Source organism: Cellulomonas uda (genome assembly GCF_006538705.1).
In the GTDB taxonomy this organism is placed as follows: Bacteria; Actinomycetota; Actinomycetes; order Actinomycetales; family Cellulomonadaceae; genus Cellulomonas; species Cellulomonas uda.
The window spans coordinates 25,961-32,921 of sequence record NZ_BJLP01000048.1 but is presented as its reverse complement, the minus strand read 5'-3'; the positions used below and the strand labels follow the sequence as shown (position 1 = coordinate 32,921).

Genomic DNA, 6,961 nt, shown 5'->3' with positions numbered 1-6,961 from the left:
CCCGCGCTCGCGGGTCTGCCGACGTTCGAGCCGCTCGTCGAGGCGGTGGCCGCAGCGCAGCGCGCGGGCGCGCTGTCGCGCGAGGTGTCCGTGCCCAGCCTCGCGCGGACCGTCTGGGCGGTCCTGCACGGGCTCGCCGTGCTCGAGGCGCGCGGCGGACTGGTGAAGCTCGGGCTGCACGAGACGCACGACGCGCTCGTAGGGGAGGCGCTCGCGGTGATGCTGCGATGACGGCGCCGTGTCCGTGCGAGGCCGAGGGTCGACGAGACGCGATATGTCTTGACCGTCCCTGCAACGCGATATAGCGTGATTGTTCGACAAGATATATCGCGAAGAGGAGTGCTCTCATGGCCACCGAGTCCTGGGTCGTCGCCGGCCCGCAGATCATCGAGGTCGAGAACGTCACGTCGCTGCGGGTGCAGCTCGTCGGAGGACGCGTCGACGTCGTCGCGCACGACGAGCCGGGCGCGCGCATCGAGGTGCACTCCGTCGACGGCCGCCCGCTCGAGATCGGGCTGGCCGACGGCGAGCTGCGTCTGGGCTACAGCTTCACGCTCACCGGGTGGGACGGCTTCCTCGAGAAGTTCCGCAACTTCCGGGACAAGGACCGTGCCGACGTGCACATCGCGATCCCGCGGTCGGTCGCCACGAAGCTCGGCACGGTCAGCGCCGACGGCCTGCTCGTGGGCGTGCTCGAGGACTCGTCGGTCTCGACGGTCTCCGGCTCGCTCGTCACCGACGGCACGCGCGGCCGCCTGTCCGCCAACACCGTCTCGGGCGAGGTCGTCGTGCGCGACCACGGCGGGCCGATCAAGCTCAACTCCGTCTCGGGTGAGCTCGCGGCGTCCGGCGAGCTGTCGCTCGTCCAGGCCAACACGGTCTCGGGCGCGCTGTCGCTCGACGTGACGACGGGCTCGTCGTCGGTCACCGCCACGACGGTCTCGGGCGACGTCACGGTCCGGCTGCCGGAGGGCAAGGGCCTGCACGTCAAGGCGCACTCGATCTCGGGCCGCCTCGTCGTCGACGGCGAGGAGCACAAGGGCTCGAGCGCCGGGCAGCGCCGCGTGGACCTCGCGACCGGCGACGGCGCGTGCTACGTCTCGGCGAGCACGGTGAGCGGCCACGTGACGGTGCTGCGCGGCGAGGTGGCCCGATGATGGCGCCGGTGTTCGCGCACGGCCAGCTGCGCCTGTACCTGCTCTCGCTGCTCGAGTCGGGGCCCAAGCACGGCTACGAGCTCATCACGGCGCTCTCTGACCGGTTCGGGGGCACGTACCGCCCGAGCGCGGGCACGATCTACCCGCGTCTCGCCCGCCTCGAAGAGGAGGGGCTGGTCACCCGGTACGACGAGGAGCGCAAGAGCACCTACGCGCTCACGGAGGCCGGGTATGCCGAGCTCCAGGCGCGGCGCGGGGACCTGGCCGACCTCGAGCAGGGCATCGCCGAGACGGTGCGCGAGCGCGCGTCGCAGGTCCGCGAGGACGTGCGCGGCACGATGCACGGCCTGCGGGCCGACCTCGCCGCGGCGGCGCAGCAGGCGCGCGACCAGGCGGGCCAGGCGCCGCACGCCGACCAGCACGCGTCGTCGCACGTGCACCGGGTCGAGGCCGAGCAGCTCCTCTCGCGGTTCCGGGACGAGGTGCGCGCCGAGCTGCGGCGCGCGGACGCGGCGGGGCAGGTCGAGCGGCTCACGGTCGACACGCTGCGGACCGTGCTCGACACCGCGTTGGCCGCGGTGCGCTCGACCCTGCGGTGAGGTGCGGCCGTGCTGCCCGCGGGCCGGCGGCCCGCACCGCTGCTCCTGCTGTCGCTCGCGGTGCTCGCGTCAGGCCGCGTCGTCCGGGAGCCCGAGCCAGGTGTGCCAGCCCGTGTGCAGGACGAGCCAGGCCATGAGCCCGTACCCGGCCTGCCCGGGCAGGAGCCCGTCGCCGGAGGCCAGGTCGGCGAGCCACTGCTCGTGCGCGGCCAGCGGCGCGTAGGTGTCGACGTAGGGCACCCGGCGGCGGGTCGCGACGTCGCCGAACGCGGCCGACAGCTCCGCGAGCCGGTCGCCGTCCGTAGCCGCGCCCGGCGGCGGTCCGACGACGAACGCGGGCAGCCGCCGCTGCTCGGCGACGTCCAGGACGTTGGCCAGGTTGAGGCGGCTGCGGGCGAGCGAGAGGCCCGCGGCCAGGTCGTGGCGGCCGAGGCCGATGACCAGGCGCGTGTCGACGTCGGGCGTGAGCCGGCGCGCGACCTCGTCCTCCCAGCGGTGACCGAGCTCGGTCGTCGTCTCGCCCGGGACGGCGAGCGTCAGGACCGTGAGCCGGTCGTCCGTACGGGTGCGGGCGGCGACGCGCCCGACCCAGCCGAGCGCCTTGGGGTCGCCGGCGCCCGCGACGAGCTCGTCGCCGACCATCACGAGCCGTAGCTCTCCCACGGGTCCTCCTGTCCGTCGTGCCGGCGCTCATCCTCCCAGCGCGGGAGGCGTGGCACGGCGAGAACGACGGGCGAGTCGCGGACCCGTGGGGAGCGCCCGGCGGCGAACCGGGTCAGAACGGGTGGCTGGGCAGGCCGTGTGCGGTGTCCGACCAGGAGGTCCGGGACGCCGGGGGTCGCCGCGAGCCGAGGCCGTCGCGGCGGAGCAGGAACGCGAGGCGGAACGCCGTCCAGACGGCCAGCGCCACCAGCAGGAGCAGCGGTGCGTTCGGGCTCGTCGTCGACCACGACCTGAGCGCCACGAGGACGTCTCCTGACCCACCGCGACGAGAGCCCCGCCCCGGCACGCAGGGTCGGGGCTCTCGTCGTCCGTGGACGCGGCTCGCGCCGGGCTCAGCGCGCGAACGCCTCCTCGACGAGCGTCGCCTGCTGCGCCTGGTGCTTCTTGGCGGTGCCGGTCGCCGGCGACGCCGACTCCGGCCGCGACACCGCACGCAGCGGGCGGCCCAGCAGCTGCGGGAGGTGCATCGACAGGTACGGCCACGGGCCCTGGTTGTGCGGCTCGTCCTGCACCCACACGAGCTCCGCGCCGTCGAACGGCGCGAGCGCCGTGGAGATCGACGCCTCGTCGAGCGGGTAGAGCTGCTCGAGGCGGACGATCGCCGTCTGCTCGTCGCCGGACTTCACGCGGTGCGCGAGCAGGTCCCAGTACACCTTGCCCGAGCACAGCAGGACGCGCGTGACCTGCCCGGCCTTGGCCTCCGCGAGCTCGTCGCGGATCGCGGGCCGCCACGTGCCGGTCGTGAAGTCCGCGACCGGCGAGGACGCCGACTTCAGCCGGAGCATGGACTTCGGCGTGAACACCACCAGCGGCTTGCGCGGCCGTGCGTACGCCTGGCGGCGCAGCAGGTGGAAGTACGACGCGGGGGTCGACGGTTGCGCGATGACCATGTTCTCCTGCGCCGCGAGCTGCAGGAAGCGCTCGATGCGCGCCGACGAGTGGTCCGGTCCCTGGCCCTCGTAGCCGTGGGGGAGCAGCAGCACGACGGACGAGCGCTGCGCCCACTTCTGCTCGGCCGACGAGATGAACTCGTCGATCACGGTCTGCGCGCCGTTCACGAAGTCGCCGAACTGCGCCTCCCACAGCACGAGCGCGTCGGGGCGCTCGACCGAGTAGCCGTACTCGAAGCCGAGGCACGCGTACTCCGAGAGCGACGAGTCGTACACCCAGAACTTGGCCTGGTCGCCCGACAGGTACAGCAGCGGCGTCCACTCCGCACCCGTCTCACGGTCGTGCAGCACCGCGTGCCGCTGCACGAACGTGCCGCGGCGCGAGTCCTGCCCCGCGAGGCGCACGGGCGTGCCCTCGACGAGCAGCGAGCCGAACGCGAGGATCTCGCCGAAGCCCCAGTCGATCCCGCCCTCGCGCGACATGGCCTCGCGCTTCTCGAGCAGCTGCTGGAGCTTGGGGTGGACGGTGAAGCCCTCGGGCGGGCGCACGTGCGCCTGACCGATCCGCTCGAGCACCGACGCCGGGACGGCCGTCTGCCAGCCGACCATGACGCCCGCGTCCTCGAGCTGCGACTCGGGACGCTCGAGGCCGGCGACGGCCTCGGCGGTGGGCGCCGCGGCCGCCCAGCCGTCCTCGCGCGTCTCGGCGAACACGCGCTCGAGCTGCGACTGGTAGTCGCGCAGGGCCTGCTCCGCCTCGTCGATCGTGATGTCGCCGCGCGCCACCAGCGTCTCGGTGTACAGCTTGCGCACCGAGCGCTTCGCCTCGATGAGGTTGTACATGAGCGGCTGCGTCATCGACGGGTCGTCGCCCTCGTTGTGCCCGCGGCGGCGGTAGCACAGCATGTCGATCACCACGTCGCGGTCGAACTGCTCGCGGTACTCGAACGCGAGCTCCGCGGCACGCACCACGGCCTCGGGGTCGTCGCCGTTCACGTGGAACACCGGGACCTGCAGGCCCTTGACCACGTCGGTCGCGTACTGCGAGGAGCGCGACGACGACGGGCCGGTGGTGAACCCGACCTGGTTGTTGATGATGACGTGGATGGTGCCGCCCGTGCGGTACCCGCGCAGCTGCGCGAGGTTGAGCGTCTCGAACACCACGCCCTGACCCGCGAACGCCGCGTCGCCGTGGACCAGGATCGGCAGCACGGAGAAGCCGTCGCCACCGAGGTCGATCCGGTCCTGCTTGGCGCGCACGATGCCCTCGAGCACCGGGTCGACCGCCTCGAGGTGCGACGGGTTCGCCGCGAGGTACACCTTGGTCGTCGCACCCGACTCCGCCGTGAAGACGCCCTCGGTGCCGAGGTGGTACTTCACGTCGCCCGAGCCCTGCACCGACTTCGGGTCCTGGTTGCCCTCGAACTCGCTGAAGATCTGCGCGTACGACTTGCCGGCGATGTTCGCGAGCACGTTGAGGCGGCCGCGGTGCGCCATGCCGATCGCGACCTCGTCGAGGCCCGAGTCGGCCGCGCGCGACAGGATCGCGTCGAGCAGCGGGATCACCGACTCGCCGCCCTCGAGCGAGAACCGCTTCTGGCCCACGTACTTCGTCTGCAGGAAGGTCTCGAACGCCTCGGCCGCGTTGAGGCGGCGCAGGACGCGCAGCTGGTCCTCGCGCGGCGTGCGGGCCCAGCCCGACTCGAGCCGCTCCTGCAGCCAGCGGCGCTGCCGCGGGTCCTGCAGGTGCATGTACTCGACGCCCGTGGTGCGGCAGTACGAGTCGCGCAGCAGCCCCAGGATGTTGCGCAGCGTCTCGCGCGACCGGCCCGTGAAGCCGCCCGTGGGGAACGTGCGGTCCAGGTCCCACAGCGTGAGCCCGTGGTTCTGGATGTCCAGGTCCGGGTGCTTGCGCTGGCGGTAGGCGAGCGGGTCGGTGTCGGCCATGAGGTGGCCGCGGGAGCGGTACGCGTGGATGAGCTCCGCGATGCGCGCGGGCTTGGCGGCCTCGGCGTCCGGGTCGCTCGGGGTGTCGCGCACCCAGCGCACGGGCTCGTAGGGGACCCGCAGCGCCGCGAACACGCGGTCGTAGAAGCCGTCCTCGCCGAGGAGCTTGCGCGACAGGATGCGCAGGAAGTCGCCCGACTGCGCGCCCTGGATGATGCGGTGGTCGTACGTGCTGGTGATCGTGAGCACGCGCGAGACGCCGAGCGCGTTGAGCCGGTCGTCGGACGTCCCCTGGAACTCCGCCGGGTACTCCATCGCGCCGACGCCGATGATGGCGCCCTGCCCCTGCATGAGGCGCGGCACGGAGTGGACCGTGCCGATGGTGCCGGGGTTGGTGAGCGAGATCGTCGTGCCCGCGAAGTCGTCGACCGTGAGCTTGCCCGCGCGGGCGCGCCGCACGACGTCCTCGTACGCGCTCCAGAACTGCGCGAAGTCGAGGGTCTCGGCCTTCTTGATCGAGGGCACCAGGAGCTGGCGCGTGCCGTCCGGCTTGGCGAGGTCGATCGCGAGACCCAGGTTGACGTGCGCGGGCTGCGTGACGCCGGGCTTGCCGTCGACGAGCGTGTACGCCGCGTTCATCGCCGGCATGTCCTTGAGCGCCTCGACGAGGGCGAACCCGATGAGGTGCGTGAACGAGATCTTGCCGCCGCGCCCGCGCTGCAGGTGGTTGTTCACGACGATGCGGTTGTCGACCATCAGTTTGGCCGGGACGGCGCGCACCGACGTGGCGGTCGGGACCTCGAGCGACGACTCCATGTTGGTGACGACGCGCGCGGCGGGGCCGCGCAGCTTCTGCACGTCGTCCGTCGCCTCGGGGCCCTCGGCGCGCGACGGCTTCTGCGCGACCGACGCGTACGGCGCGGTCGCGGGCTGCGCGGTCGCGACGGGGGAGGCCCCGTCCGCCGTGGCGGCCTGCGCGGGGACCGCACGGGCCGCGGCCTGCGCGGCCACCTGTGCCGACGCCTGCGCGGCGGCCTGCGCGGACGGCTGTGCCGACGCCTGTGCCGGCGTCTGTGCCGACGACTGGGCGGGTGGGGCCGCGGGGGCCGGTGCCGCCGGCTGGGGCGTCCGGTCGGCGGGCGGTGCCGCGGCGGCGGTCCCGCCGTTGCTCGTCACCCCGTTCGCCGCCCGGTCGTCCGACCTCTCGTCGGGCTTGTACCCCTCGAAGAAGTCCCACCACGCGGGGTCCACCGCGTTCTTGTCCTGGAGGTACTGCTCGTACAGCTCGTCCACGAGCCACTCGTTCGCGCCGAATACGGCACGGATCGAGTCAGGCTCCGCCTTCTGGGACACGCGAGGATCGCCCACTTCCGCTGCGGCCCCGCAGGACCGCGTCGACGCCGGTTCTGTCGATGACAACATTACGTGTTCCGGGACCTTCGGCCCGATGGTGGCCCGCCGCCGTGGGCCCTCGTCGGACCCCGCGCGGACGGCGGCCCGGGGTGCGGGTCAACGACGGGCAATGGCGCGCCGTCGTGCAGGGCAAGGCCGCTCCTCCCGGAGGCGAAGGAGCGCCGTGCACGGCCCTCGCACCGGTAGGAACCTGCCTGCTGCAGGTCACGTCGCCGACCGTGGTCCGTCCGGG

The 6,961-nt window shown here is 73.0% G+C and carries 6 protein-coding genes; 3 read left to right on the top strand and 3 right to left on the bottom strand.

Annotated features, from left to right (window positions below):
- The 3 genes from CUD01_RS13110 to CUD01_RS13100 form a co-directional block, all read left to right on the top strand.
- The coding region (locus tag CUD01_RS13110) for a WHG domain-containing protein (protein ID WP_174773888.1) at window positions 1-231 on the top strand (231 nt) is incomplete at its 5' end.
- A 116-nt stretch (window positions 232-347) separates the two neighbouring features.
- Window positions 348-1,157, top strand: coding sequence for a DUF4097 family beta strand repeat-containing protein (locus CUD01_RS13105; protein WP_094179529.1), 810 nt, complete (start codon window positions 348-350; stop codon window positions 1,155-1,157).
- Window positions 1,157-1,756: a PadR family transcriptional regulator gene (locus tag CUD01_RS13100; RefSeq protein WP_094179530.1), complete on the top strand. Its 600-nt coding sequence runs from the start codon at window positions 1,157-1,159 to the stop codon at window positions 1,754-1,756. Before CUD01_RS13105 ends, CUD01_RS13100 begins: the two co-directional genes overlap by 1 nt.
- Window positions 1,757-1,825: 69 nt before the next feature.
- On the opposite strand, the gene CUD01_RS13095 is transcribed toward CUD01_RS13100, so the two are convergent.
- The 3 genes from CUD01_RS13095 to CUD01_RS13085 form a co-directional block, all read right to left on the bottom strand.
- A complete protein-coding gene (locus tag CUD01_RS13095) occupies window positions 1,826-2,419 on the bottom strand; it encodes a GDSL-type esterase/lipase family protein (protein ID WP_141321673.1) in 594 nt (197 codons plus the stop codon).
- A 112-nt stretch (window positions 2,420-2,531) separates the two neighbouring features.
- Window positions 2,532-2,720 (bottom strand): hypothetical protein, encoded by a 189-nt coding sequence (locus tag CUD01_RS13090; RefSeq protein ID WP_141321671.1) that lies wholly within the window; start codon window positions 2,718-2,720, stop codon window positions 2,532-2,534.
- Window positions 2,721-2,811: 91 nt separating this feature from the next.
- A complete protein-coding gene (locus CUD01_RS13085; RefSeq protein WP_244937780.1) occupies window positions 2,812-6,669 on the bottom strand; it encodes a multifunctional oxoglutarate decarboxylase/oxoglutarate dehydrogenase thiamine pyrophosphate-binding subunit/dihydrolipoyllysine-residue succinyltransferase subunit in 3,858 nt (1,285 codons plus the stop codon).
- Window positions 6,670-6,961 lie beyond the last annotated feature (292 nt).

Coding starts and splice junctions, on each gene's coding strand:
- CUD01_RS13100 (WP_094179530.1), top strand. CDS start 1,157: ATGGCGCCGGTGTTCGCGCACGGCCAGCTGCGCCTGTACCTGCTCTCG.
- CUD01_RS13105 (WP_094179529.1), top strand. CDS start 348: ATGGCCACCGAGTCCTGGGTCGTCGCCGGCCCGCAGATCATCGAGGTC.